Source organism: Terrisphaera buseokensis (genome assembly GCF_047521145.2).
Taxonomy (GTDB): domain Bacteria; phylum Verrucomicrobiota; class Verrucomicrobiia; order Opitutales; family Opitutaceae; genus ER46.
The window spans coordinates 5,654,293-5,679,127 of sequence record NZ_CM134186.1 but is presented as its reverse complement, the minus strand read 5'-3'; the positions used below and the strand labels follow the sequence as shown (position 1 = coordinate 5,679,127).

The 24,835-nt window shown below is 66.3% G+C and carries 18 protein-coding genes; 7 read left to right on the top strand and 11 right to left on the bottom strand.

The window, feature by feature from the left end; genetic code table 11:
• Positions 1–2: 2 nt before the first annotated feature.
• From ACLJEU_RS21345 to ACLJEU_RS21315, 7 genes are all read right to left on the bottom strand, one after another.
• A complete protein-coding gene (locus tag ACLJEU_RS21345; RefSeq protein WP_414663774.1) occupies positions 3–620 on the bottom strand; it encodes a hypothetical protein in 618 nt (205 codons plus the stop codon).
• A 28-nt stretch (positions 621–648) separates the two neighbouring features.
• Entirely contained in the window at positions 649–1,320 is a 672-nt protein-coding gene (locus tag ACLJEU_RS21340) for a DUF502 domain-containing protein (protein WP_414663773.1), read from the bottom strand.
• A gap of 261 nt (positions 1,321–1,581) precedes the next feature.
• Positions 1,582–2,409, bottom strand: coding sequence for an immunoglobulin domain-containing family protein (locus tag ACLJEU_RS21335; RefSeq protein ID WP_414663772.1), 828 nt, complete (start codon positions 2,407–2,409; stop codon positions 1,582–1,584).
• 148 nt (positions 2,410–2,557) lie between these two features.
• Entirely contained in the window at positions 2,558–3,085 is a 528-nt protein-coding gene (gene ybeY, locus ACLJEU_RS21330) for an rRNA maturation RNase YbeY (RefSeq protein ID WP_414663771.1), read from the bottom strand.
• Positions 3,082–5,502, bottom strand: coding sequence for an HD family phosphohydrolase (locus ACLJEU_RS21325; protein WP_414663770.1), 2,421 nt, complete (start codon positions 5,500–5,502; stop codon positions 3,082–3,084). The genes ybeY and ACLJEU_RS21325 overlap by 4 nt, the downstream gene beginning before the upstream one ends.
• 87 nt (positions 5,503–5,589) lie before the next feature.
• Positions 5,590–6,576 carry a PhoH family protein gene (locus ACLJEU_RS21320; protein WP_414663769.1) on the bottom strand — a complete coding sequence of 329 codons (987 nt, stop codon included), beginning with the start codon at positions 6,574–6,576 and terminating at the stop codon, positions 5,590–5,592.
• A 61-nt stretch (positions 6,577–6,637) separates the two neighbouring features.
• On the bottom strand, positions 6,638–7,372 hold the full coding sequence (locus tag ACLJEU_RS21315; RefSeq protein WP_414663768.1) for an HIT family protein: 735 nt from the start codon (positions 7,370–7,372) through the stop codon (positions 6,638–6,640).
• 137 nt (positions 7,373–7,509) lie between these two features.
• Between ACLJEU_RS21315 and ACLJEU_RS21310 the strand changes: the two genes are divergently transcribed.
• The 3 genes from ACLJEU_RS21310 (at position 7,510) to ACLJEU_RS21300 (ending at position 10,117) form a co-directional block, all read left to right on the top strand.
• The gene (locus tag ACLJEU_RS21310) at positions 7,510–8,154 is read left to right on the top strand and encodes a TetR/AcrR family transcriptional regulator (protein WP_414663767.1); all 645 of its coding nucleotides are present in this window, start codon (positions 7,510–7,512) and stop codon (positions 8,152–8,154) included.
• Positions 8,155–8,177: 23 nt separating this feature from the next.
• A complete protein-coding gene (gene fabF, locus ACLJEU_RS21305; protein WP_414663766.1) occupies positions 8,178–9,500 on the top strand; it encodes a beta-ketoacyl-ACP synthase II in 1,323 nt (440 codons plus the stop codon).
• 248 nt (positions 9,501–9,748) lie between these two features.
• Positions 9,749–10,117 (top strand): hypothetical protein, encoded by a 369-nt coding sequence (locus ACLJEU_RS21300; RefSeq protein ID WP_414663765.1) that lies wholly within the window; start codon positions 9,749–9,751, stop codon positions 10,115–10,117.
• Between the two features lie 71 nt (positions 10,118–10,188).
• Here ACLJEU_RS21300 and ACLJEU_RS21295 read toward each other — a convergent pair whose 3' ends face one another.
• On the bottom strand, positions 10,189–13,056 hold the full coding sequence (locus tag ACLJEU_RS21295; protein ID WP_414663764.1) for a M16 family metallopeptidase: 2,868 nt from the start codon (positions 13,054–13,056) through the stop codon (positions 10,189–10,191).
• Positions 13,057–13,163: 107 nt separating this feature from the next.
• Here ACLJEU_RS21295 and ACLJEU_RS21290 point away from each other — a divergent pair, with 107 nt between their 5' ends.
• Together ACLJEU_RS21290 and ACLJEU_RS21285 are read left to right on the top strand one after the other, a co-directional pair.
• Positions 13,164–14,453 carry a 3-deoxy-D-manno-octulosonic acid transferase gene (locus tag ACLJEU_RS21290; protein ID WP_414663763.1) on the top strand — a complete coding sequence of 430 codons (1,290 nt, stop codon included), beginning with the start codon at positions 13,164–13,166 and terminating at the stop codon, positions 14,451–14,453.
• A 123-nt stretch (positions 14,454–14,576) separates the two neighbouring features.
• Positions 14,577–17,258 carry a DEAD/DEAH box helicase gene (locus ACLJEU_RS21285; protein ID WP_414663762.1) on the top strand — a complete coding sequence of 894 codons (2,682 nt, stop codon included), beginning with the start codon at positions 14,577–14,579 and terminating at the stop codon, positions 17,256–17,258.
• Between the two features lie 61 nt (positions 17,259–17,319).
• Here the strand turns inward: ACLJEU_RS21285 and ACLJEU_RS21280 are convergent, their stop codons facing one another.
• Positions 17,320–17,586 carry a hypothetical protein gene (locus ACLJEU_RS21280; RefSeq protein ID WP_414663761.1) on the bottom strand — a complete coding sequence of 89 codons (267 nt, stop codon included), beginning with the start codon at positions 17,584–17,586 and terminating at the stop codon, positions 17,320–17,322.
• A 314-nt stretch (positions 17,587–17,900) separates the two neighbouring features.
• Between ACLJEU_RS21280 and ACLJEU_RS21275 the strand changes: the two genes are divergently transcribed.
• A complete protein-coding gene (locus ACLJEU_RS21275) occupies positions 17,901–19,676 on the top strand; it encodes a ClcB-like voltage-gated chloride channel protein (protein WP_414663760.1) in 1,776 nt (591 codons plus the stop codon).
• Positions 19,677–19,781: 105 nt separating this feature from the next.
• On the top strand, positions 19,782–21,947 hold the full coding sequence (gene ppk1 / locus ACLJEU_RS21270; RefSeq protein ID WP_414663759.1) for a polyphosphate kinase 1: 2,166 nt from the start codon (positions 19,782–19,784) through the stop codon (positions 21,945–21,947).
• Between the two features lie 57 nt (positions 21,948–22,004).
• On the opposite strand, the gene ACLJEU_RS21265 is transcribed toward ppk1, so the two are convergent.
• Positions 22,005–23,645, bottom strand: coding sequence for a hypothetical protein (locus tag ACLJEU_RS21265; RefSeq protein WP_414663758.1), 1,641 nt, complete (start codon positions 23,643–23,645; stop codon positions 22,005–22,007).
• A gap of 102 nt (positions 23,646–23,747) precedes the next feature.
• Entirely contained in the window at positions 23,748–24,815 is a 1,068-nt protein-coding gene (locus tag ACLJEU_RS21260; RefSeq protein ID WP_414663757.1) for an inorganic phosphate transporter, read from the bottom strand.
• Positions 24,816–24,835 lie beyond the last annotated feature (20 nt).

Below are 24,835 nucleotides of genomic sequence, written 5' to 3'. Positions count from 1 at the left end.
CGTTAATCAAGCAGCACCTCCGTGTGGCCGCGCAGATAATCCTCGAGCCGGCGCTGCAGGCGAAGGACGAGTGCGGGCGTGGCGGTTTGCTCGCTCAGCGGCCGGTTGAGCAGCACTGCCACTTCCGCGCGATCGGCGGCCGGCAGGGTGGGAAACCACTGCTGTTTGAGCGGGTAGCCTTCGTCCCGGGCAAACCGATACAGGCTCTTGAAATAAACGATGTCCGGGCGCGGGTCGGCCCCGAAGGCCGTGAAGGCCGTGCGCAGGAGTGCGGCCACGGCCTCGCGGCTGCGCTCGTCGACGGTGTTGCGCGCGACGAGCGAGGAGAGCGCCGACGCCAGGCGCAGGGCGTCGTAGCTGCGACCGATGGCGGCATGACGCTCGATCAGCCGGGCTTCCTTCACGAACCAGGTGCGGCCCTGGTTCGAGGTTTCCAGCAGCAGCGTCACTTCGTCGAAGAGGTCGAGCGCGACGCTGGCGCTGGTCGGTTTCTTTGCGATGCGCTGCAGGATGAGCAGCGGGCCGTGCTCGGCGGAAAACGCCGAATAAGTCTGAAACGAATCGGCGGGCGGACGTTTCAGCAGGATGAACGCATCCGTCTGCTGCGACTGGGCGGGCACGGGAGTGACACCTTGCGACGGCGGATCGTCACGACGTGACGTGTGGCACCGGTGCTGGCACCGGCCAGGGCGGCACGACCGCGCCGCCGGAAATGATCATCTTCATCCCGTCGCCGACCGACATGTCCAATTCCTTGATTTCGTCGCGCGGCACGAGCAGCAGAAAACCGCTCGTTGGATTCGGCGTGGTCGGCACGAAGACCGTCCAGATCTCGGTGCCGGCGTGGGCCTGCGGTTCGCCCTGCTGTTTGTTGGTGAGGAAGCCGAGCGTCCAGACGCCGCGGCGCGGAAATTCCACCATGACGACCTTGTTGAAGAGCTGGCGGTTTTGCGTGCCGAAGGTGGCGACGATCTGGCGGACGGAATTGTACACGCCGCCGATGCCGGGGATGCGTTGAATCGCGCGCTCGACGATGCTGAGGAAATATTTCCCGAAGACGTAGCTCGAGAGGTAACCCAGCAGCGTGACGAGCAGGAGCACCACGACGGTGGCGACGAGATTCCACAGAAACGGAATGCTCTTCAGCGATTCCGGGATCGTGTGTTCGTAAAGCGGACGGAACGTGCCGCCGACGACATCGATGATCGTGACGAACGCCCAGATCGTGACGATCAGCGGCGCGAGCATCAGCGCGCCGGAAAGGAAGGCGTTGCGAAACGTGATCAGGTGCGACGCGGGAGGCGGAGATTCAGCGGGCATGGCGGGCGTGGCTCAGCCGACATCCGACGGCACCGGAAAAAACCGGCGGCTCGAGGCCAGTGCCCGGTGATGGAAACGGAAGAGCGTGGGATGCATTCAGACCTAGAGTCGCGCACGTCGAGCCGGACGCAAAAGATTTTTGCGGGGCACTTGCCTGGGGCTAACTGGGATTCCCTGGGACCGCGACCGCCCCCGGTCGCTTCTGCCCGGAAGCGACCGAGGGCGGTCGCGGTCCAAGCCAAACATCAGCCAAACACCCCCTCACGGCACCTCGTAGATCTCCAGCAGCACCTCACCGCCCGTAGTGTCGCCACTCGTGACCTGAACGGTGTAGCTGCCCGCCACGAAAGGCAGCATCGTGACGACGTCACGCGTGCCCGCCGGCAGGGGAAACGCGCCGGTGCGCGCGAGCGATTCCGCCAAGTCGGATTCGTAGGTTGGGCCGCCGACGACGGCAGGATAGGCGTAGCCGTTTTCGTACGGCCGGCCGCTGGCATCGAAGATCCGCAGCACCGGCGTGCGCAACGGATTGGTCACTCCGAACAGACTGAGCGACGGCCCGACCGCGCGAATGATGAGCTTCTTGCCGGTGCCGCTGGCACCGATCACCAGACCCGACACGAGACTCGCTCCGCCGCCGCCCGCGACGGTGCCGCGCGTCGAAAGGTTGATCAGGCGATCGGTCGGCCCGACCCCGAGCACGAGCGTCTGGGAGGGCTGCGGCAGCGTCGTGGGCGTCGAGAACAGGCAGGCGTACGTTCCGGCGTCATCGGCCACGACGTGCGGAATCGTCAGGACATTGCTGCTGGCGCCCGGCAACGCGCGGCCGTTTTTCGTCCAGAGATAGGAAATGCCATCGCCGAGCTTCGGGGCGGTCACACGCAGCGCTTCGCCGGAAGGCACGGTGACGCGGGAGGCTGGGACCGCTCGAATGCCGAAGCCGACATCGAGCGTGACCGACGTTTCGCCGCGCTGGGAGTTGGCCGTGGTGGCCATCACGCCCACTGCGGGCTGGATCGGTGACTGCGCCAGGGCAAGGGATGCAGTGACGGCGAGAAGGGCGGGCCACGTACGGGAGAGGAGTTTCATGCAGGTGAAATGGGTGTGAACGCTTCCGACTCGCGCGCTGCGGGCGGGTGCCGGCGAAACGTCCCGGGACGGCCACAGGAGCAGTACAGATTTTTTTTAAACTGTACTGGCGGGTTTGGCCGGGAGCGCGTTCGGCGCGGGGGGAGCGTCACGGAGCGCGACGCAGGGAAAACTCCGGGACGGCTCCAGCCGTCTGCAGGACTCGCATCGCGCGGCCCTCGGCGCGACGCATCGCGCGTTTTTTTGCCGGCACCAGATCGTCGTGGCCGGTGAGGTGCAGCCAGCCATGGACGACGTAGAGCGTAAGTTCGGTGCTGAAGTCGCGGCCGTGTTCCTGGGCGTAGGCCGCGGCGGTGTCGGCCGAGACGCAAATTTCGCCGGCGACGCCGTGCTGCGGATCGCCCTCAAACGTGATGACGTCGGTCGTGGTTGGATCCTCGAGAAAATCATCGTGCAGCCGGGCCAGATCGGGGTCGGTCAGGAACACGAGCGAGAGTTCGCCGGCCGGGATGGCGGCGGGCTTCAGTCCGATCTCTGTCGGATGGGAGTCGAGCAGCGCGATGATGCGGGCGACGGCGGCGCGTTTGAAACGCAGCCGCGGGTGGCGGTTCGCGATCTCGACCACCCGGGCGGGGCGGCGGGCGGTCGCGGTGGCGGGCAGCGGACTCCGGCTCACGCGTTGGCGGTGATCGCGGGCTTTTCGCCCGCGGTGGTCTCGGCGGGCGGGTAGGCGACGCGCGAGTGCAGCATGTTGAGTAGCGTGAACTGAAAGCTGTTCTTGATCTTCGTGATCTCCTCGAGCGTGACGGGAGCCTCGTCGAGCTGACCATCGGCGATGCGATCCGCCACGATCCGGTTGATGATCTCCTGCAGATCCTCCGCGCGAACCTGACGCAGCGAGCGCGTGGTCGCTTCGATGCCGTCGGCCAGCGAGATGATGGCGCTTTCCTTGCACTGCGGCCTGGGGCCGTCGTAGCGGAAGGCATGTTCCTCGGGCGCGGCCGTGCTGGTTTGCACGGCGGGCGGACCAGCCAGCTGCAAGGGACCGTTCTGCGTGCGAACGGCCATGAGGAAGGGCTGACGCGAGGCCTCGACGGCGCGCTGGTAGAAATACCGGACCAGCGTGGTACCGTGATGCTGCTTGATCACGTCCACCACGGTGCGCGGCAGATGATGTCGAAGGGCAAGGTCCACGCCATCGGGCACGTGCTGTTTGATAATCCGCGCGGACTCCGCCGGCGAAAGTTCCGCGTGCGGGTCGGTGCGGTCGCGCTGGTTCTCGCCAAAATACTGCGGGTTGAGCGTCTTGCCGACGTCGTGGAACAACGCACACACGCGCGCGACGAGCGGGTTGGCACCGATGGCGTTGGCGGCGTTTTCCGAAAGCTGGGCGACGACCAGCGAGTGGTGATACGTGCCGGGGGCGTCGAGCTGCATGCGCCGGAGGAGCGGGTGATTGTAGTCGGTGAGCTCGAGCAGCGTGATATCGGTCGTGCGCTTGAACAGCGACTCGAGGACCGGCAGCAGTCCCACCACAGCGATGCCCGTCAGAATGCCCGTGCCGAGGCCGGCGATCATCTGGCGGAACAGCGTGTCGAGCGGTGTCTGGTTCGCGATGCCGATCAGGGCGGCAAACGCGGCGATCGTCAGTCCGCCCGCACCGGCCGCGCGGACGAGGCGACCGCGGCGGCGGGCGTCACGGCCGAAATAGATCGCGACCAGCGACGAAAGAAACGTGAGCACCAGCAGATCGAGACGGTTGCCGTAGATGACGCCGGTGAAGATCGAAATCAGCAGCGCCATGAAAATGCCGGACCCGGCATCGATCAGGATGGCCACGATCAACGGCGCGAAGGCCGTCGGCGCGACATAGGGAAGCGTCGACGCCCACGAGCCGTCGCGGACAAAGAATTCTGCGCCGCCGAGCGAGTAGTTCGCGCGCACCAAGGCAAGATTCACGATGACCACGAGGGCGAGCAGGCCGCACCGGACGTTGCTGCGGAGCGTTTCCGGATCCTCGATACGGATGTAGATCAGCGACGCCAGGACCATCGCAAGCACGAGCAGCACCCGGCCGAACAGGGTCAGGCTCTCGTGGGCGTCGCTGTCGGAGTGATCGCGCACATACTGCCGGTGCGCGACGAGCATCTCGTGCTGTTCCGGGGAGACGCGGGTGCCCGCGTCGATGATGGTCTGGCCGCGGGAGACGTTTACGGTGACGGGCTTGATGGCCTTGGCGGCGGAGTCGTTGCGCGCGGCCGTGGCGGCGCGATCGAAAATGACGTTCGGGGTCAGGCCGAAACGGAACAGCCGAAACACAGCCTGGACGGATGGCCGCGGCACGGTGTTGGTCGCGAGGCTGACCCGCAGGATCGTGAGGGCATCCTCCATGGTTTGCACCGGCCGCTGGGAAACATCGCCGTTGGGCCGGGCGATTTGAAACACGACCGCGCTGCCGGGGCTGGCGGCGCCCATGGAAGAATCCGTGACGCCCTGCGCGTAAATGTCGCGCAGCGTCGCAAGGCCGTTTTCGAACACCTCGGCGCGCAGCTTGGCGTCACCGGCGGCGAGCACGGCCGCAAGATCCTCGGCGGTGGCTTGGTAGGAGGCGCCGTGCGAGTTGAAGGTGTCGGCGATCCGGGAAAGTTCCGCCCGCCGGGCGAGGACGGAATTCGGGGAGGTGCCGCCGCTCGCTTCAAATGCCGCCAGTTGACTGAGGAGCGTGCGCGCGGCGGCCTCGAAGGTGCGCAGGGCGTCGACATCGAGCCGGTACACCGGCGGCACGCGGTCGAGGAACTGTTCGCGCGCGGTGCGGGTTTTCTCGACGCTCTCGTAGCTGAACGGCAGGAGCGCGGTGATACGGCTCGTTGCGACCTGATTGACCAGCACCGGTGCGTTCAGGGTGGTGACGCCGGCCGAACTGATCAGCACGATCGCGGCGACGGTCACCAGAAAGATCAGCGCGGCCACCAGCGGGCTGCGCTCGAGAAACTCACTCGTGGCCGAAGGCGCGATGGCGCCGGGCGGCCGACTGCCGCGACGAGCCTGATTCAGGCCGCCGACGAGGAGTTTGAGCTGGTTGCGGACGGACATCGAAGTTGACCGAAAAGGAAAGCCCGACGGCCTAAACAAAAGGAGATTCCGCCGGGTTGCGACGCGGATCTTGCAGCGGATTTCCACTCATCGTTTCTCCTCCGCGCCGTTCCCCTCGGTCATGGGATTGCGGTAGTTTTCGTAGGCCGTGATGATCTTTGCAACCAGAGGGTGACGAACGATATCGGCGCCGCTGAACGTATGAAAATCGATGCCCGGGATGTCGGTCAGGATGTGCCGCACCTCAAGCAGGCCGCTCTGTTTGGAGCGCGGCAGGTCGATCTGCGTGATGTCTCCGGTGACCACCATGCGCGAATCCTCACCGAGGCGGGTGAGAAACATCATCATCTGCTCGGGCGTGGTATTCTGCGCCTCATCCAAAATGATGAAGGCCCGGGAAAGGGTTCGGCCGCGCATGTAGGCGAGCGGCGCGATTTCAATCACGCCCTTTTCGGTCAGGCGGGCGACGTCCTCGGCATCGAGCATGTCGTGCAACGCATCATACAGCGGGCGCAGATACGGGAGGATTTTCTCCCGCAGGTCACCGGGCAGGAAGCCCAGTGCCTCGCCGGCTTCAACGGCGGGGCGGGTCAGGATGACACGTTCAACCTGATTTTTCAGCAGGGCGTTCACCGCGGCGGCCATCGCGAGGTAGGTCTTGCCCGTGCCGGCCGGGCCGATGCCGAACACCACCGGGTGGGCGAGCATCGACTGAAGGTAGAGCTTTTGGCCGAGCGTTTTCGGCACGATCGTTTTCCGGTTGGTGGCGATCACGAGCGGCGCGTCGATCAGCGTCTGGAGCTGCACGCCCTCACCGCGGCCGAAGGCATCGGCAATCCGATGGAAGTCCGGCGTGCGAATCGTCATGCCCTGTGACCTCGCGCGGTCCAGGAAGTTGAACAACTGCTCGGCGTTGGCGACCTGCTCGGCGGGACCGTCGATTTTCAGCCAGTCGTCGCGGGTGACGAACTGGACGCCCAGCGCGCGTTCGGCGTGGACGAGATTCTCTTCGCGCGACGCGTACAGGGAACTGGCGTGGCGCGGACTGGGAAAGCGAAGGGTTTTCGACGGCACGGACGGAAGAGAGGAGACTCGCGGAAGGGCGGGAGGCGGAGGAGGGAACGCGACGGGAACGTCAGGCGCGCGGAACGACGGCAGTGGCCGCGGATTGCAAGGCGGCGGAGGCGGCCGCGAGTTTCTCCCAAGTCGCATCGAGCGCCTGGGGCAGAATGCGGGTCTGGCCGAGCACCGGCATGAAGTTATTGTCGCCGTTCCAGCGGGGCACGATGTGTCCGTGCAGATGCGCGATGCTGCCGCCGGCGACAGCCGAACCGAGGTTGAACCCGATATTGAAACCGTCCGGCTTCAGTGCGGCGGTGAGCAGCGTCTGCCCCAGGATCACTTCGGCAAACAGATCCGCGCTTTCCGCCGCGGTCAGCTGGCTCAGATCATTCACATCGCGAAACGGCACTGCCAGCAGATGCCCCGGATTGTACGGAAAGCGATTGAGGATCAGGTAACTCAGCGCCGAGCGGTGCACAATCAGCGCCGCGCGATCGTCCCCCAGCGCGGGGAGCTCGGTGAACGGCCGCTGCATCGTCGCCGGATAGCGCGGCGCCTCGATGTATTCCATGCGCCAATAGGCGTGAAGCTGCTGCATGTGATGCGTGAAGGGACGCGGTCGAGCCGTGGAAAAGGCGCGCAGCAAAAGCCTCGATCCCCGGAAAGTCAAAGCCCCGGTATCGGGGCTGCGGCGAGGAAGGCGCGCGGGGTGGCAGCGAGCAGCCGTGGGTGGGGGGAAGTGATCGGGCGGCGTGCGGCCGGCGATCAGGATGATCCAATGTCTGCCAATTGATCCGCGAGCAATCATACCCCGCATCGACGACAGAGCCCTGGTTCTCGTGCGCTCCCCGTCTGCAATCCGCAGTCCGCAATTCGCAATCCCTGCTCGAAAAACCCGACTTCCGCCTTGTTTAACATGACGTTCGTCATCTAATGGCTGACATCATGCGTTATCCGCCTGCGCACAAGGAAGCCACGCGGCGTCGAATCCTCGACGCGGCGAGCCAGGCGTTTCGGGAGCGCGGGGTGGCGGAGACCGGGGTGGACGAAGTGATGCGGCGGGCCGGACTGACGCACGGTGGGTTCTATGCGCATTTTCAGGACAAGACGGAGCTGATCGCGGAGGCGTGCACGGCGGCGTTCGACGCGGCGGTGCCGAATCTGGAACGGATCGCGGCGGCACCGACGCCCGCGGCGCGAACCCGGCTCCTCATTGACAGCTATCTGGGCGCGCGGCATCGCGACAACCGGGGGTCGGGCTGCCTGGTCGTTGCGGTTGGCGCCGACATGGCGCGGTTGCAGGGCGCGGCCCGGCGGGGTTACGCGGCGGGATTTTCCCGGCACCTTGAACGTCTCGGCGCGGCGCTGCGGCTGAGCCCGGATCCAGCGCGCAACCGCGAGCGGGTCACGCAGCTGATGAGTTCGCTGGTCGGGGCGCTGTTGTTTGCGCGTGCAGTCGACGATCCGGCGGCCAGCGATGCGATGCTGCAGTCGATGCGCCGCCAGTTGCGCGAACAGTTCTGCCGGGACGCGTCGGCCGAGTCCGCCAAGGCCACGGCACCGGCCAACGATTTCATGCGCGCATTTTGAGCGGCGGCCCTTTCTCTTTTCCCATGCAAAACCCATCCACTCCTGCACGCCGGGTCGTGATCACGGGCCTCGGGGCGGTCACGCCCTGCGGCAACACCGCCGCTGAAACCTGGGCCTCGCTGGTCGAAGGTCGCAGCGGCATCGGCCGGATCACCCGGTTCGATCCGACCGGCTGCACCGCCCACATCGCGGGCGAAGTGAAGGGCTTCGATCCGTCACGGGCGCTACCAGCACCACTGCGGCCGCGCGGGCCGTCGAGCGATCCGATGAATCAGCTGCTGTCGCAAAAGGACGTGAAGAAATTCGGCCGGTTCACGCACTTGGGCGTCGGTGCCGCAGTCGAGGCATATGCGGACTCGGGGCTCGATGCGCATCGCGCCACGCTGCCGCCGGATCGCATGGGCGTGAATCTCGGCGTCGGCCTCGGCGGCCTGCCGGAGATGGAGGCGATGCACGACACGTGGAAGGCGGGCGGATTCCGCAAAATTTCGCCATTCTTCATCATCCAGATCGCGCCCAACCTGCTCGCCGGGCAGGTGAGCCTGCTGCTCGATTTTCGCGGGGCCAACATGAGCGTCGCCTCGGCCTGTGCCACCAGCGGCCACGCCTTGGGCGAGGCCGCGGCGGCGATTATCCGCAACGACGCGGACGTCATGATCGCGGGTGGCGCGGAGTCGACGATCACACCGCTGGCGATCGGTGCCTTTGCCCAGATGCGGGCGCTCTCGACGCGGAACGACGCGCCGGAAAAGGCGTCGCGACCCTACGACCGCGATCGCGACGGCTTCGTGCTGTCGGAAGGCTCGGTCGTCTTCGTGCTCGAGGAACTGGAGCACGCGCGCCGTCGCGGTGCCCGCATCTACGCCGAGCTGCGCGGCTACGGCGCGACGGCGGACGCCTATCACTTGTCCTCGCTCGCCCCCGGCGCCGAGGGCTCGGCCCGGTCCATGCGCGCCGCGCTGGCCCGCGCGGGACTCGCGTCGACCGACATCGACTATGTCTCGGCTCATGCCACGTCGACCCCGGGCGGTGACGGCGAGGAAGCCGCCGCGATCGCGAGTGTCTTCGCGGACAACAAGGCGAACCTGAATGTCAGCGGCGTGAAGTCGATGACCGGCCATCTGCTCGGCGCGGCCGGCGCGATGGGCGCGTTTGCCGCCGTGCTCGCCATTCACCACGGCATCGTTCCGCCGACGATCAATTTGGAGAACATCGATCCCGCGTGCGGCGATCTCGGCTTGAACGTCACGCCGAACACCGCCGTCCGCCGCCCGGTGCGCGCCGCGCTCGCCAACTCCTTCGGCTTCGGCGGCACGAACGCCTCCATTGTCGTCGCCGCGCTCTGAGCCGAACCGATTCAGTGGCCCGCGAATCATGCGAATGAAAACGAATCGGCAGAAAGAGCCATGAGCGCTCACCCCACGGTAAAGTCGGGTGCAGCGGAGAAAATTTTGTTCCAGCCGCTGAAATTCGCGTCGGTTCGCGTGATTCGCGGGAGGATGCCCGCAGGGTTCCAGCTGAATGCCCGGTTTCCTCGCTGCCTGGTTTCCTGCGCCTGCCCTTAAGCGGAACGCGTTTCTCCCACTCCCATCTCGTGCTGCGCGAAATCAAAGCCGTCCATCAGGAGCAGGGCGAAGGCCACCGGCGTTGGTTCGAGTCCGACGGACTTGATTTCGTGGTGTGGTACGATCGCTCCCACGCGATCGTCGGTTTCCAGCTCTGTTACGATTTGGGCGCCGGCGAGCACGCGCTGACGTGGCGGCCGGAAACGGGGTTTGCCCACAGCCGGGTCGACTCCCGTGAAGATGCGCCGTTGCGGAATCTCACGCCCGTGCTCGAGCCCGACAGCGTCGTGCCGTGGCGGGCGATCGCGGCGCGTTTCGACGAGCGGAGTCGCGACCTCGAAGCACCCTTGCGCCAGTTGGTGAAAACGCAGCTGGCCCACGGCGCGCCCCGGCGCTGACCGGTCGTGGCTACGAGCGCCAGCGAGTGGCCGAATTGCCCTCGCCGGCGCTCATCGCCACGGCTCGCGCATCACTTTTTCGGCGCAGCTTCGACGGCGGCTCCCGCGCTCGCGGCGGCTGACTTCCCAGCGGGCACGACGGTGACGCGGCTCGCGCGGGCGGCGCCGAGATAGGTCTTCGCGAGCTCGCTCAGCTCGGCGCTCGAGATGGCTTCGTTGTCGGCGTAGCGGGACCGACACCACTCGAGCACTTCCGGCCGGCTCTGGGCGCGCGCCAGCACGCTGCCGAGCCAGTATTGATTGCTGCGCGCCGACTCGCGCAGGCTCGTGAGCACGGGCTTCTTCGCCCGATCGAGCTCTTCGTCGGTCACGCCTTTTTCCGCCAGATCGGCGGCGATCTGCACGATGATGTCGGACACCTGTTTCGCGCGCGGCGGATCAATCGTCACGCTGGACTGGATGTAACCGTAGCCGGCGAAGAGATCGCTGCTGGAGCTGCCGACGCCCGGATTGTAGGCGTCGCCGAGCTCCTCGCGCACCTTGATGCGCAGGCGGTCGCTGAACACCTCGCCGAGCATGTTTAGCCGGCGGGCGCGGCGGACGTCACGTCCGTCCGTGGTCGGCCAATACAGTGAAATCACGCCCTTGGGGATTTCGGTGTCGATGGCGAAATCGCGGGTGAACGGCGTCGTGGGAAACGCCACCGGCCGTGACTCGGCGGTCAGGGCCTTGCTCTCGCGCGCCGGCAGCGCGCCGAGCGTCTGCGCCACGGCGGCGATGGTGGCGTCGGGATCGAAATCACCGACGATGGAAATCTCGATCGGGCCGCGCGTGAGCTCCGGCGTCAGCCACGCCTTCACCTCCGCGAGATTGCGCTGCAGCATTTGCTCCTTCGGCGGCAGGCCGAAACGCGTGTCGCCATTCGCGATCAGCCGCGCCACCTCGAGCATGAACGGGCCGCTCGTGGTGTGTTCAAAACTCAGATACCGGTCCTCGATCGCCTTGCGCGCCTGCCGCGCCGCCTCGGGCCGGTAGCCGGGATCGGTGATGCGGGCCGTGACAAGCTGGAGTTGGAGGAGCAGGTCGTCGCGATTGGTGCCGCCGTTGATCACAAACGCATCGCTGCCGACGCCGAAACCGGCGCCGACATTCTTGCCGGCGAGAATCTGGCGCAGGTCGTCGGCGCTGTGACGCCCAAGTCCGCCCGCGATGAAGGTCTGGCCGGCGAAGGACGACAACCCCGGCTGGTCGCTTGGCTCGCTGAGCTGGCCGTTCCCGATCCGCACGGTCATGCCGATCCGGTTGGCTTCAAACTCGGTCCGCTTGAGGTTCAGCCGGACGCCGTTTTCAAACTGCAGCAGCGTCACATCGAGATCGGCCACGTGCTCGCGCTTGGCGACTTTGCCGGGCTTGCCGAACTGCGTGTAAGCCCACGTCGCTTCCTTCATGGCCTCGGGCGCGCTGACTGCGACCGCGAGTGACTTTTCGTAGGCGGCCGTGATGGCCTCCGTCGCCGGGCTAGCGCCTGCGATCTTCGCATTGCCCGTGACCATGACCAGTCGGTGGGCCGGGCTCCAGGCCTCGCGCAACGCGGCCAGGCAGTCGGTGACGGTGATTTTTTCGAGGGCGGGACCGTAGAGGGCGAGATCGTCGTCGGCGGTCGTCCACACGTCACGGTCGAGCAGTGTCTCGGCGATTTCATCCGCGATGGCATCGGAGCGGCGGGTCGACGCCGTCTTCACGGCCTGCTCGAGGCCGTTGCGGAAGTTCGCCACGACTTCCTGCAACTCCGGTTTCTGGAACCCGTGCTCGAGCGCGCGGCGCAATTCCTGGTCGGCCACGCCGAGGGCGTCGGCCCACTGTTCCGCGCGGCAGGTCAGCGACACGATCGACTGCCGGTAGAAATTGTAGCTCTCGCTCGCGCCGCCGCCGCCGTTCTTGAACGGCGCGCCTTCCTTCTTGGCGAGGATCGAGAGGCGCCGGCTGAGAATCGCGTGCGCGATGCTGCGCGGGAGATGTTTCACCCGGTTCGCGGCGGTGTCGGGCTCTTTCTGATACGGCGTGACGGTCGCGAGGGTCACGTTGGTGTCCGGCGCCTCGGCCTCGTAGTGGTAGAACGGATTCACGCCTTTGAAGTCCGGGACCTGGCCGAGGTCGGGTTGCGGCCGGGCGGGGCCGCGCGCCTGCGTGGAGGCGAAGGCTTCGGTCAGCTGGCGGATCACCGCCTGGGGATCGATGTCGCCCACGACGACGACCGACATCAGCTCGGGCCGGTACCAGGCGTCGTAGAAATCGGCGAAGCGATCGCGGCCGGCCTCTTTCAGCACGGCGTCGGTGCCGATCACATCGCGGCGGGCGAACATCGTGCCGCGCAGCATGAAATTATTGGTCGCGATGCTGGTGCGGTAGCCGACGGAGTCGCGGGTGCGTTTTTCGCTGAGGATGATCCCGCGTTCCTTTTCGATTTCGTCGATCCGGAGCAGCAGGCCGTCGGCGTAGTCGCGAAATACCTTCATGCCTTCCGCGAGTGTCTCGGTCTTCGTGTCGGGGAGCTCGAGCAGGTAAAGCGTGCGGTTGTACCAGGTGCTGGCGTTGGTATCGCCGCCGAAGTTCATGCCCATGCGCTGGAAAAACTTGATGAGCGAATCGGGCGGGTAGTGCTTGCTGCCGTTGAACGCCATGTGCTCGAGAAAGTGCGCGAGGCCCTGCTGGTCGTCCTTCTCATGGATGGCACCGGCCTCGATCAGGAGCCGCAGCGAGGCGCGTTCCCTGGGTTCCTTGTTGGCGCGGACGACATAGCGCAGGCCGTTGGGCAGCGTGCCGAAGGAAGCGGCGGGATCCATCTTCAGGTCGCTCGACTCGTGCGGAAACGGAATCGCGGCTGACAGGCGGCCGAGCAGCGACACGAGGAGCAGGGTGAGGGGAAGGAAACGGCGCATGGCGGTAATCCCGCAAAAGGTCACAAAAGGAGCAAAAGGAAAACCGGCCCGCTGATTTTCTTTGCGACGCGGGCGCCTTTGCCGGCCAATAGGTTTCCGGCTTCGCGATGCTCTGGCTCTACCGCTTCCTATTCATTCCGGCGCTGCTCGTCATGGCACCGCGTTATGTGCTGCGCATGCGGAAACGCGGCGGCTACGGCGAGAATTTCGCCCATCGGTTTGGCCGACATCCGAATCTGCCGCCGTCTGCACCGGGCCAGCCTCGCGTGTGGCTGCAGGCCGTCAGCGTCGGCGAAATGCTCGCCATCGGCCCGATCCTTGAAGCGCTGCACCGCGACGGCGTGGCGGTTTATCTCACCACGACCACCAGCACCGGATACAAGCTGGCGCTCGAACGCTACCGGGCGCTCACGATCGGGATTGGTTACTTTCCGATCGACGGGTGGCCGTTCGCGGCCCGCGCGTGGCGGCGGATTCGGCCCGACCTCGTCATCCTGACGGAAGGCGAGCGCTGGCCGGAGCATTTGCAGCAGGCGCGGCGACGCGGCGTGCCCGTGATCTGCGTCAACGCCCGGCTCTCGGATCGCAGTTTCGCCCGCTTGCGCGCGTTTGGGCCGGCGGCCCGGTTGATGTTGCGCGGGGTGACGCGGCTGCTGCCGGCTTCGCCGCAGGACGAGATGCGGTTCCTCGAGCTGGGTTTTCCGCGGGGCCGGATCGTGGTGACGGGCAACATCAAGCTCGACGTGCAGGTACCGGTGCTGAGGGCGGCCGAGCGGGCGCAGCTGCGGCGCGAACTGGGCGTGCCCGAGACGTCGTTGCTGGTCCTCGGTTCGTCGACGTGGCCGGGGGAAGAGGCGGCGCTGGTGACGGCCTTGCAGCGGGTGCGAGAGGCCGGGGTGCGTTGCGCGCTGCTGCTGGTGCCGCGCCACGCGGAGCGCCGCACCGAAATCGAACCGCTGCTGGCGGCGACCGGCCTGACGTTTCATTTTCGATCCCGGGGCGCGGCGGCGGGAGAGGTTGATGTGGCGGTGGGAGACACGACCGGCGAGTTGCGGCGGCTGACGCAGCTCGCGGACCTTGTCTTTGTGGGCAAGAGCCTGCCGCCGCAGAGTGAAGGCCAGACGCCCGTCGAAGCCGCCGCGATGGCCAAGCCCATTCTGTTCGGGCCGGGCATGAGCAATTTCCGCGCGATTGCGGAGGATCTGGTCCGGCGGGGGGCGGCGCAGACGGTCACCGATCCGGCTGAGCTGGCGGTGGCGTGCGAGGAGTTGCTGCGGGATCCGGCGCGGCGCAGCGTGCTGGCGCAGGCTGCGGCGCAGTGGCGGCAGGAAAACGCCGGTGCCGTGCAGCGAACGCTGGCGGTCTTGCATGAGGAGTTTTCCCGCCTGAAGCGGTGAGCGATCGGAGTAAGGCAGGAGCGGCGATCGGGGTAAATTTCGGGGCGCGTGGGCCGAAAGAAACCCTGAAATTGGAGATTGCACCCCCTGTGCACGTTTCTACGTTCGCCCTTTTTTAGATTGATGCAGTCCCACGGACCCAAGCGCGTCTATACTCCCCATTCGCTCGAATTTTGGTTTGGCAAGCTCGAGAACGAATGGGCCGGAGCGTTTACTGAGAGTCAGTTGGACCAAGGACGGAAGATCTATGTCGACGGCGAAGTCCGCGAGTTGGAGCTCACGGACAAGGACGCCATCGTCCACCGGCGAGTCGAAAAGAAGGACGAATACGCCGTCATCGAATGGAGCGGCGAACGGCTGAGTGTCCGATCCTCCTCGACGGACAAGGAACTCGCCCACGCGCTGGCGGTGGCCGGGCTGCATGAAATCGAGGAGTTGGTGGCCGATGAGATTTCGCCGCTACCCGGTGATCCCCCCAGGCAGCCGAACGGCAACGGCAACGGCCATCCCCCGGGGCCCAGTCATGGCAACGGTCACAGCCCGGTGCGCAGTACGCCGACCTTCGGCGGTGGTTTGGCGAAGGCCGGCAGCGCTCCGGTCGCACGTGAGTCGACCCCGGCCACGCCGACGGTCAGCGCTTTGAGCGCGTCCCGCACGCTGATTCTCGTTTTCAAGACCAAGACCGCCGGCCTGACGTTTCAGGCGGTCTGGCTGGATGCGGACAAGAAGACCAAGCATCCCGCGCTGGGCCACGACGCCCACGCCAACGGCAACAGCCACGTGTCGTCGTCCGAACGCGCGAAGCTCATCGGCCTGGCGGCCTACGCGCGCAAAGCGCACTTTCACTACAATCAGGACACCGGCGTCTACATCATGGAGTCGCTGGTCGAGATTCCGAACTTCCTGAAGACGGTGCTGCCGGCGTGGCGGAAGCTCTTCACGATCGAGCTGGATGAGAAGTCGGCGAATCTCCTGAAGGGCACGCGCCTCGTCGAAATCGAAGCTGTGGCGGAACGCGCGCCGGCGTCCGGCAACGGCGGCTCGTCGGAGCACGCGGGCCTCAACCTCCGCTGGATTTTCCGTGCGGGCGAACGGATGCTGACCGACACCGAGGTGCACGCGCTGCTCAAACGCGGCGGGCAACCCGTGATTCTGCCCAATCTCGGCATCGTGGCGCTGCCGCAGGACAAGTGGGACAGCTTCAGCGCCTGGCAGAAAAACGTGGAGGAAACGCAGGTGCTCTCGGGCGGCGAGTCCACCGTGCTGTCGCCGTATCTGATCTTTTCGCTCTTCAGCGATGCCCGGCTCAAGCTGACGCTCTCACCCGAGATCGAGGAATGGCGTCGCAACGTGCTCGCGACGCCCCCGGCGCCTCCAGAGCTGCCCGAACTGCTGCGGCCGTACCAACGGCGCGGCGTCGAATGGCTCCATCACCTGTGCGGCGTGGGCTGTCACGGCCTGCTCGCCGACGAAATGGGTCTGGGCAAAACGCTTCAGGTTCTGTCGCTCCTGGCCGCCCGTCCGCTCGCCGGCAAACCGAGCCTGATTGTGTGTCCGGCCAGCGTCGTGCCGGTGTGGCGCGAGGAAGTCGCGAAGTTTTTCCCGAATCTTGGCGTCGAGGTCCTGAAGACGGGCCATGATTTTACGCAGAGCACCGAGCCCGTGATCTGGCTCGCGAGCTACACGCAGCTCCGCAAACACCGCGCGATGCTCGACAAGTTCGAGTTCGGATACGCTGTCCTCGACGAAGGGCAGTTCATCAAGAATCCCGATGCGAAGATCACGCAAACGTGCTTCGCCGTCCGCGCGAACCACCGGATCGTACTCACCGGCACGCCGCTCGAAAACCGCCAGCTCGATCTCTGGAGCATCTTCCGGTTCCTGCTGCCCGGCCTGCTCGGCTCGCGCACGTCGTTCGAGTCCGCGCTCAATGCGGATCGCGACGGCACCCTCACCCGCCTGCGCGCGCAGCTCGCGCCGTTCATTCTCCGCCGCACCAAAAAGGAAGTGGCGACGGAACTGCCGCCGAAGCTCGAGATGGATCTCATCTGTCCGCTCACGGACGTGCAGCGGGCGGAGTACGCGCGCATCTGCTCGGAAGGCCTCGAGCGCCTCGGCGACGATGTCGGCGCGGCGATGCGCGAAAAATCCTTCGGCTTCCTCGCGCTGCTGACGCGCCTGCGGCAGACCTGCTGCGACCCGGACATGCTGCCGTGGCTCAAGGCCCCGTTGAGCGATTCCGGCAAGATCAACCTGCTGGTGGAGAAACTGACCGAGATCGTTGGCAGCGGCCACAAGGTCGTCATCTTCTCCCAGTTCGTGATGCTGCTGGACCGCGTGCGCGAGGCGCTGACGAAACACTTCCCGGATCTGGCGCGCTTCGAACTCACCGGCATGACGCTCGACCGGCAGAAGCCGGTGCAGTCGTTTCAGAACGCCTCCGGTGCCGCCGCGATGCTGGTGTCGCTCAAGGCCGCCGGCACCGGCATCACGCTGCACGCCGCGGACTACGTCTTCCTGCTTGATCCGTGGTGGAACCCGGCTGTCGAGGCGCAGGCCGTCGATCGCGTGCACCGCATCGGCCAGACGAATACCGTATTCGTCTACCGCATGGTCACGGCGGGCACGATCGAGGAACGCATCCAGGCGCTGAAGGCGTCGAAGAAGGATCTCTTCGACAAACTCATCGGCGGTCTCGGTGGTGACTTCGATCTCAGCCAGCACTTCACGTCGCTGCGCAGTCTGGTGACGCTCACGGCTCCCACGGAGGCGGAAGAGATCCAGGAGCCGTATACGATCGATTGATCCCCGGGAGCGCAGGTCTCCGGCCTGCATCCGTTCGCTCGCACCGCGCAGTTCGTGCGCCTTACGGCAGCGGCGGCACCTTCGGGCCGAAGATGCCCCAGTGGAACGTCTGATCGAGCGCGAGCAGCCAGAGGGCGGCGACGTAGATCCAGACCGCGGCAAGAATGATTTTTCCCCACATCCGTTTGCGCGGATCGGCGGAATCGATCCAGGACACGTCACTCGTTCCCGTCGCGGCGCTCGCTGATGCGGCGCCATCGCGTACCGGCGCGGTGGACGCTGGGGGCGAACTGGGGCTCGCGCTCTTCTTGGCGGGTTTCGCGCTCATGCGCACGCAGCGTGAAAACTTTCCGGCCGGGCGCAAGCACCGTGCCGGCGCCGATTGAAACGACCGTGCTTACTGGGACCGCGACCGCCCCCGGTCGCTTCCGGCCAAGTGCGACCGAGGGCGGTTGCGGTCCCAAGCTTGACCGGAACGATGGCCGTTGGAACACACCACCGCCGGTCGTGCCACTATTTTTCCGGCCGGGCTTGTTTCCCGTCAGAGCGCACCTAGTTTGCCGTTGCCTTGATTGCGTCGCTTGAAATCACCGCGGAGCCCGTTGCCGTGCCGCCTGCGAGGCGGACCGGGGCAACCGGTCGATGAAAGCTGTCACCGATCCCGCAGGCGTCCTGTTGCGCCGGCTGCTTTTCCTGCTGCGGTGGCGCGTCTGGATCCAGGAGCGGCTGCAACCCAGCGAGTGGCAGGTGACGTTGATGTGGGCCGCGGTGGCGGGCGTCCTCGGCGCGTTGTCCTCGATTGTGTTCACCACGCTGACGGAGCGCGTGCACGAATGGTTCGGCGACTCGAGCCTCGGTGTCGTCGAATCGATGGCGAATCTCCCGTGGTGGGGCTGCCTGCTCGTGCCGACGCTGGGCGGCGCGGCGGCGGGCGGGATCCTGATGTTCGGACAGCGGCTGACGCGCGCGCAGAGTTCGACCGATTACATGGAGGCGATCGTGATCGGCAACGGCTATGTGCCCACGCGTGCGAGTCTGGTGAAATCGATCGCCGCCGTGTTCTCGATCGGCTCCGGTGGATCGATCGGTCGTGAAGGTCCGCTGGTGCAGATGGCCGCGATGGTGGCGTCGCGCATCGGACGGTGGCGCCGGTTCACCCCGCCGCAGCAGCGTCTGCTCGTCGCCTGCGGTGCGGCCGCCGGCATTGCCTCCGCCTACAACGCTCCGATCGCCGGCTCGTTCTTCGTGGCCGAGATCATTCTCGGGACGATCGCGATGGAGAGCCTCGGGCCGCTCGTCGTCTCGGCCGTCGCGGCGACGCTCACGATTCACCTGCTCACCGCGGCGCACGTGCTCTACAAGATGCCGCCGTTCGGCGAGGCGTCGGTGTGGGAGATGGGTCCGTACGTCCTGCTCGGTTTTGTCACCGGCGTGCTCGCGCCGATCTTCCTGCGTTCGCTGCGGCAGGCGGAGACGTTCTTCGTTTCACTGCGACTGCCGATCATCCTGCGGCTGGCGCTGGGTGGACTCGGCGTGGGTGCGATCGCGATCAACGTCCCGGAGGTCTGTGGCAACGGCTATTCGGTCGTGGTCGCGATCCTCACGGGAAAAATGATGTGGGTGACGGTCATCGGCATCTTCGCCTGCAAGTGGCTCGCGACGATGTCATCGTTCGGCTCCGGCGCGCCCGGCGGGGTGTTCACGCCGTCGCTGTTCATGGGTGCCGGCGCGGGCCTGTTGTTCGGCACCGCGGTGCATGAAGTCTGGCCGATCGGCGCCCAGGATCCGCGCACGTTTGCGCTGGTGGGCATGGGCGCGTTCCTGTCCGCGGCCAGCCACGCGCCGGTCATGGCGGTGATTCTGCTGTTCGAGATGACCATGAGCTACGACATCATCCTGCCGCTCCTGCTGTGCAGCGTGATTGCGTATTACACTTCGAAGAGCATCGCGGGCACATCGCTCTACAGCGAGGCCTTGAAACGCAAATCCGCCGCCGTGCCCGATCCCGGTCTGGGCGAGGGCCGCGTGGCCGATTTGATGCGCGCGAATCCGCCGGTGATCCTGCCGACGGCGCGGTTCGCCGAAATCGCGCGGATGTTCCTCAGCGAACGCGTGAACAATCTCTACGTGGTCGACGACACCGGTCGCTTCATCGGCGTGGTCGCGTTGCACGACATCAAGTCCTACCTGGGTGAACCGGATCTGGCCGAGCTGGTCCTGGCGCGCGACATCCTGCGCGATGATTTTCCGCGGATCGCGCCCGATCAGCCCCTGACCGAGGCGCTCGCCGGATTCCTGGGCATCGTGGCCGAACGGATGCCGGTCGTGGAGCGCGACGGCCTGCTGCGCGGCAGTCTGGCCAAGAGCGACCTGCTGCTGGCGTTGGTGGAGAAACGCAAGAACCGGCCGGCGGCGTAGGACCCCACGGGCGGAACCACCGGGGCGGGTGGGTGACAATCCGGTGACGATCTTTCTGCCGGCTGGCGTGCGGCGCCGAAGACCGTCACCCTTTTTTCAATACTCATGGCCGCCGCCCGCTCCAAACGCATTTCCGTCGTCGCCTCGTCCCCGCCGTTCTCGCACCGGCCGACCACGGCCGGCCCGTCCATTTTCGCCAACCGCGAGCAAAGCTGGCTGGCGTTCAACCGCCGGGTGCTGGAGCAGGCGCGCAACCCTGCGAATCCGCTGCTCGAGCGCGTGAAGTTTCTCGCGATCGTCAGCTCCAATCTGGACGAGTTTTATGAAATCCGCGTGGCCGGGCTGATGCAGCAGGCGGACTCGGAGTCGAGCGGCCTGAGCCTCGACGGCCTCGGGCCGCGCGAGCAACTCCGGCGGGTGCACAAGGCGGTCAAGGAACTCGTCACCGATCAGTACGCGTGCTGGCACGGGGAGCTCGTGCCGCAGCTGGCCGCGCTGGGCATCCAGTTTCGCACCGCGACCACGCTCGACGAGGCCGAGCAGGCGTGGGTGCGATCGTATTTTCAGACGCAAGTGCTGCCGGTGCTGACGCCGCTTGCGGTCGATCAATCGCATCCGTTTCCGCTGATCGCGAACAAGACCCTCAACGTCCTGGTGTCGCTGGACAATCCCGACACCGCCCAGCAGGAGAAGCTGATGGTGATCCTGCCGGTGCCGCGCAGCCTGCCGCGGATCGTGCAGATCGTGCCCGGCAGCGAAGGTCCGCTGCGGCACATGTTTCTCAGCGAGATCATCAAGCTGTGCGCCGGGCAGCTTTTCCCGGGCTACACGCTCAAGGATGCGCACTCGTTCCGGGTGACGCGCAACAGCGATCTCTACATCGACGAGGAGGAGGCCGAGAACCTGCTGAAGAAGATCGAGGAGGAGCTGCGCAATCTGCGGCGCGGCGCGGCGGTGCGGCTCGAGATCGAGGAGGGCGTCGACGCCGAGATGTTCACGATGCTGTGCGGTCACCTGGCGTTGTCACCCGACCACACCTTCCGCCTGCCGCGGCCGCTGAATTTTCTCCGGCTGATGAGCCTGTACGAGATGATCGAGCGGCCGGAGCTGAAGTATCCGCCCTTCGTCCCGGCCGATCCCACGGCGCTTTCGAGCCAGAAGAAGATGTTCGATCGGATCCGCGAGCGCGATCTGCTGCTGCATCACCCGTACGAATCCTTCACCCCGGTGGTGGAGTTCGTGGAGCAGGCGGCGACCGATCCCGACGTGCTCGCGATCAAGCAGACGCTGTATCGGACCAGTGGAGACTCGCCGATCGTGCGCGCGCTGATCGATGCGTCGCTCGCCGGCAAGCAGGTCACGGCGCTGGTCGAGCTGATGGCGCGCTTCGACGAGGCGAACAACATCAAGTGGGCGCGCGAGCTCGAGGAGGCGGGCGTGCACGTCGTGTACGGCTTCGTCGGCCACAAGACCCACTGCAAGTGCTGCCTCGTCGTGCGCCGCGAAGGCACGGCCCTGCGGCAGTACGTGCACCTCGGCACGGGCAACTACAACCCGAAGACCGCGCGGCTCTACACCGATCTCAGCCTGCTGACCTGCCGCGAGACGCTCGCCGGCGAGGTGGCGCAGCTGTTCAACACCCTGACCGGCCTCGGCCGCACGCCCGAGTTCCGGCATCTGCTGGTCGCGCCGTTCAACCTGCACGCGCGCACGCAGGAACTCATCGCCGCCGAGACGGCCAACGCCGCCGCCGGCAAGCCAGCCCGCATCATCGCGAAGATGAACAAGCTCGTCGACCCGGTGACGATCGAGAATCTTTACGCGGCGTCGAAGGCCGGCGTGAAAATCGATCTGATTGTCCGCGCCACGTGCTGCCTGCGGCCGGGCGTGAAAGGTCTCAGCGAGAACATCCGGCTGCGTAACATCGTCGGTCGCTTCCTCGAGCACGCCCGCGTGTTCTACTATGAGAACGCCGGCCAGCCGGTGATGTATGCGGGCAGTGCCGACTGGATGCCGCGCAATTTCTTCCGCCGCGTCGAGGCGCTGTTTCCGATCGAGGATCCGGAGCTGCGCCGGCGCGTTGGCGAGGATCTGCTGCCGATGGAGCTGCGCGACAACGAGGATGCGCGCGAACTCCAGCCGGACGGCACCTACGCGCCGATCGTCCGTGCCGCGGGCGAGGAGCCGTTCCGTGCGCAGAAATATTTCATGGCCGCCGCGACCGCGCGTGCGACGCCCCCCGCATCGACGCCCCTGATGGCGACATCGTAACGCGACGCCGGAGCAGATGAGCTTGAAGCGCAGCCACGGGCCTTGGCCCCCTGGTTGCTACCAGGTGTCGGCGAGCACGGTCGGCTGCAGTTCCGCGCGGGGCAGCGGCAACTCCAGGCGTTCCACCACGCGATCGAACAGCAGCCGGCGTTGCTCCGGCGAAAAACCCGGCTCGAACACCGCGGTGCGATAATCGCTGAACGCCTGCGCGGCTTCCTTCTGGTTGGCGATGCGCATCGCCGCAATCAGCGCGCGATCACCTTCGCCGCCCTTGGCCGTCCCCATCGCCTCGCTGATGGCCAGACGGATCGACTCGCGCTCGTTCAACATGTCCGCGAGCCGGCGGCCGTAGTCGTCGGCCACCGCGGAGATTTCCGCCCGCACGGCGTCGACGCGCGGATCCGTCGCGCCGCCTCCGGCACCAGCGCCCCCCGGACCACCGCGCCCCGCGCCGCCGCCGGGCCCGCCACGGCCGCTGCGCAGTGGCACGACGAGGAAGCGCAGATTCTCCCCTTCGAAACGATAGGTGGCCTGCAGCGGGAGATTTTTCGCCTGCAGCAGAATGGCGTCGATTTTCTTCGCGGCGTCGCGTTGCGCCGCGAGATAAGCGGCAATCATGCGCTGGACGCGGGCGTCGAGATCGGGCGGCAGCGGTGAACGTTCCACGCGGGGCGCGGGGGCGGCGCTGAGGCCGCGGCGGATTTCCTCCGCCAGCGTTTCGAGTTCGTTCAGCCGCCCAGCCTGTTTTTCCGCGAGCGCCTTCATCGGATTGCCGCGCAGAAAACTGAAGGTAGCGCCATCGGCCTCATAGACGGCGTCATAGAGTTCCTTCTTGAGCACCGATTTCCTGGTTTGGTAGCTGGTCACCCGCGCGGCCACCTCCGGGGTCAGTTCGTCGGGAAACAGCACGCGCGCCGGCTCCGGCGGGAAGAAGACGAACGGCTGCGCCGCGGTCGCGGCCGCCGTGCTTTCGGCGGCGAACAGGAGCTCGATGGAGATCTCGCGCAGCAGGCGGCGTTGTGCGGGCAGCAGGTTGTTTTGATAGAAGGCGTATGCGCGCATCACCTGCGCGATTTCGATCGGCGAGAAACCGCGCCGCTGCTTGTCGCTGAGATGCCACTGCCGGAGCGCGCTCCAGTTCTGGTCGGAGGTAATCAGATCGCGGCGGAGTTGTTCGGCGTGCTGCTCGAGCTCCGCGATCTTCGGCGCCTGCCGGCGGGCCAGCGCCGCCAGCGCCTCGCTGCGCGCCACGGATTCGGCGCCGCGCAGGCGATCCACTTCCGCCACGAGTTCGTTCTGCAGCGCAAGTTTGTCCGCGCGATAGGCGTTGAGCTGCTGGCGGAGCTTCTCGTTGAGCGTGCCGGTGGCGAGCCGGGTGCCCAGCGCCGGGTAGAAGAATTCCGTGACGTACTGGGCGAGTTCAGGGGGCGCGGGAAAACGGACACCCGCGGCGGCGTTGGGCACCACCGGCCGGCCCATCGGCGGCGGGCTGGGCGGGAAAAACACCGGCAGCCGCTCCGCATACCGCACCGACTGCGCGCCGCCGAAACTGCCGCGTTCGTCCGGCATGCGCGGGAAGCCCGGATCACTGCCGGATTGCGCCGCCGCACTCGCGGTCACGGCCAGGCTCGCGAGCACACGCTGCGCGATGCGGCGGGCGCGGGCGGCACGAAGGGCACAGAGATGGGGGGCGGACATGACGGCGACGGGGAAACGCAGATGAGGACGAAAGCAGGACGTGCGGACCGGACCGAGGTAGCGCACCGCCTGCGCGTGATCCGATAGCCCCGGCGGACGCCGTCAATGCCCGAAAAGCTGAAACAGCCGCACCACGCCGTAGCCGAGCAGAGCGGTGACGGGCAGCGTCAGCACCCACGCCCACAGGATGCGTTCCACGACGCCCCATTTGACGGCGCTTAGCCGCTTCGTGGCGCCCACGCCCATGATGGAGGTGGAAATGATGTGCGTGGTCGACACCGGCACGCCGACGGAGGAGGCGGCGTGAATCACGAGCGCCGCGGTGGTCTCGGCGGCGAAACCGTGCACCGGCTGGAGCTTCACCATCTTGTGGCCCATCGTGCGGATGATCCGCCAGCCGCCCGCCGCCGTGCCGGCCGCCATGGTGATCGCGCAGGTGATTTTGACCCAGAGCGGAATCTCTGCCGACGAACTCAACCGGAGGAAGCCGAGCCAGTCGGGCAGGTTGACGAAGGCACCCGACGCCGTGCCGGTCGACAGTGCGAGGGTGATGATGCCCATGGTTTTTTGGGCGTCGTTGGAGCCATGGCCGTAACCCATGAACCCGGCGCTCGCCAGCTGGGCCTTGCCGAAAATCAGCCCGACGATCCGGGGCGTGACCTTGCGCAGGCAGATCATCAGCAGCCACATCAACAGCGCGCCGCAGATGAATCCGATCAAGGGCGACGAGAACATCGGCAGCACGACCTTCGGCCAGAGCCCGGCGGAGGCACCCTTGCTGTCGTGCGCCGACCAAATCAGGACGTGCCAGTTGCCCTTCGACGTCGCCAGCGCGGCACCGCAAAGGCCGCCGATCAGGGCGTGACTCGAGCTCGAGGGCAGACCGAGCCACCAGGTCAGCAGATTCCAGACGATGGCGCCGAGGAGCGCCGCCAGCACCGTGACCATGGTGACCGAGGCCGGCGACACGAGGCCACCGCTGATGGTCTTGGCGACGGCGGTGCCGGCGAGGGCACCGATGAGATTCCAGAACGCGGCCCAGACGATGGCTTGGCGTGGCGTCAACACCTTGGTGGAGACGACGGTCGCGATCGAGTTGGCGGTGTCGTGAAAGCCGTTGATGTATTCGAACACCAGGGCGGCGAACAGGACCAGGAAGAAGAGGGTCATGGTATCGGTGCGGGGATCGA

Bases quoted from the DNA above. Each gene is read 5' to 3' on its own strand.
- ACLJEU_RS21325 (WP_414663770.1), bottom strand. From the start codon at position 5,502: ATGTCCGTCCGCAACCAGCTCAAACTCCTCGTCGGCGGCCTGAATCAG.
- ACLJEU_RS21285 (WP_414663762.1), top strand. From the start codon at position 14,577: ATGCAGTCCCACGGACCCAAGCGCGTCTATACTCCCCATTCGCTCGAA.
- ACLJEU_RS21290 (WP_414663763.1), top strand. From the start codon at position 13,164: ATGCTCTGGCTCTACCGCTTCCTATTCATTCCGGCGCTGCTCGTCATG.
- fabF (WP_414663766.1), top strand. From the start codon at position 8,178: ATGCAAAACCCATCCACTCCTGCACGCCGGGTCGTGATCACGGGCCTC.
- ACLJEU_RS21340 (WP_414663773.1), bottom strand. From the start codon at position 1,320: ATGCCCGCTGAATCTCCGCCTCCCGCGTCGCACCTGATCACGTTTCGC.
- ACLJEU_RS21265 (WP_414663758.1), bottom strand. From the start codon at position 23,645: ATGTCCGCCCCCCATCTCTGTGCCCTTCGTGCCGCCCGCGCCCGCCGC.
- ACLJEU_RS21275 (WP_414663760.1), top strand. From the start codon at position 17,901: ATGAAAGCTGTCACCGATCCCGCAGGCGTCCTGTTGCGCCGGCTGCTT.
- ACLJEU_RS21295 (WP_414663764.1), bottom strand. From the start codon at position 13,056: ATGCGCCGTTTCCTTCCCCTCACCCTGCTCCTCGTGTCGCTGCTCGGC.
- ppk1 (WP_414663759.1), top strand. From the start codon at position 19,782: ATGGCCGCCGCCCGCTCCAAACGCATTTCCGTCGTCGCCTCGTCCCCG.
- ACLJEU_RS21335 (WP_414663772.1), bottom strand. From the start codon at position 2,409: ATGAAACTCCTCTCCCGTACGTGGCCCGCCCTTCTCGCCGTCACTGCA.
- ACLJEU_RS21280 (WP_414663761.1), bottom strand. From the start codon at position 17,586: ATGAGCGCGAAACCCGCCAAGAAGAGCGCGAGCCCCAGTTCGCCCCCA.
- ACLJEU_RS21315 (WP_414663768.1), bottom strand. From the start codon at position 7,372: ATGATTGCTCGCGGATCAATTGGCAGACATTGGATCATCCTGATCGCC.
- ACLJEU_RS21260 (WP_414663757.1), bottom strand. From the start codon at position 24,815: ATGACCCTCTTCTTCCTGGTCCTGTTCGCCGCCCTGGTGTTCGAATAC.
- ACLJEU_RS21310 (WP_414663767.1), top strand. From the start codon at position 7,510: ATGCGTTATCCGCCTGCGCACAAGGAAGCCACGCGGCGTCGAATCCTC.